Genomic DNA, 791 nt, shown 5'->3' with positions numbered 1-791 from the left:
GGGTCCATTATAGCCATTCTGAAAGACTATGACTTTAGCAAAGCGAGTGAGGCGTTGGATTTAGCTTCGACATTTGGTCATCCCTCTGCTGAAACCATTAAACATGCCTATATCCAACTTATTTCAGGACGAGGGCATCGTTTGACATTAAAGCTGAAACCTTCGGTCCCCGATCTGCCAAACGTCACAAGAGGTATGAGCCAATATGACTCCTTCATGTTTTCAGGAAGGGGGCAGAGAGAATGAATGGCCTCATTCAACAGTATGCCAAAAGGTTATAATTGAGCTGGATTCGTGAACATTATCATGAGGTTAATGCCAGCACTCACGAGGAGTTTTCATTGAAACTCTTCAAACAAGAGATTAAACAGCGGGAGGAGCGAAAAACAAATCTTTTACTGAAATCGGCAACTTTGCCAAACAAGTATGGCAAACCTTTTGATTGGAAAGACATTGAACTGAGCCAAGGAATCACTCAAACGGATCTTCTAAATGGCGTATTTATAGAGCGAAAGGAAAATCTGATTTTCTATGGAGGAGTGGGTGTCGGTAAGATCTATCTATCTACCCTTATTGGATTAAATGTCATACGCAAATATGGCAAGAAGGTGAAGTTTTATACCGCTGCCTCTCTGGTCAATCAACTTTTAGAAGCTAATGAGAAAGGCACACTAAATAAGATTTTTAAGCAGATTGGAAAGCTGGACTTGCTTATTTTAGATGAATTAGGGTACATACCCTTTCATAAGCAAGGTGCAGAATTGCTTTTTCAAGTCATCAGTCTGTGTTAT

Annotated in this window: 1 protein-coding gene and 1 pseudogene; both read left to right on the top strand. The window is 40.3% G+C overall.

The genetic code is table 11. The features are described 5' to 3' along the window. A pseudogene (locus tag BFU02S_RS17105) lies at positions 1–246 on the top strand (IS21 family transposase); the annotation flags it as partial. 35 nt (positions 247–281) lie between these two features. Next, on the top strand, positions 282–791 hold a 510-nt coding region (locus tag BFU02S_RS16030), incomplete at its 3' end, for an ATP-binding protein (protein ID WP_235842102.1).

Source organism: Neobacillus fumarioli NBRC 102428, from assembly GCF_001591485.1.
Taxonomy (GTDB): domain Bacteria; phylum Bacillota; class Bacilli; order Bacillales; family Cytobacillaceae; genus Neobacillus; species Neobacillus fumarioli.
This window is presented reverse-complemented; position numbering and strand designations above follow the sequence as displayed.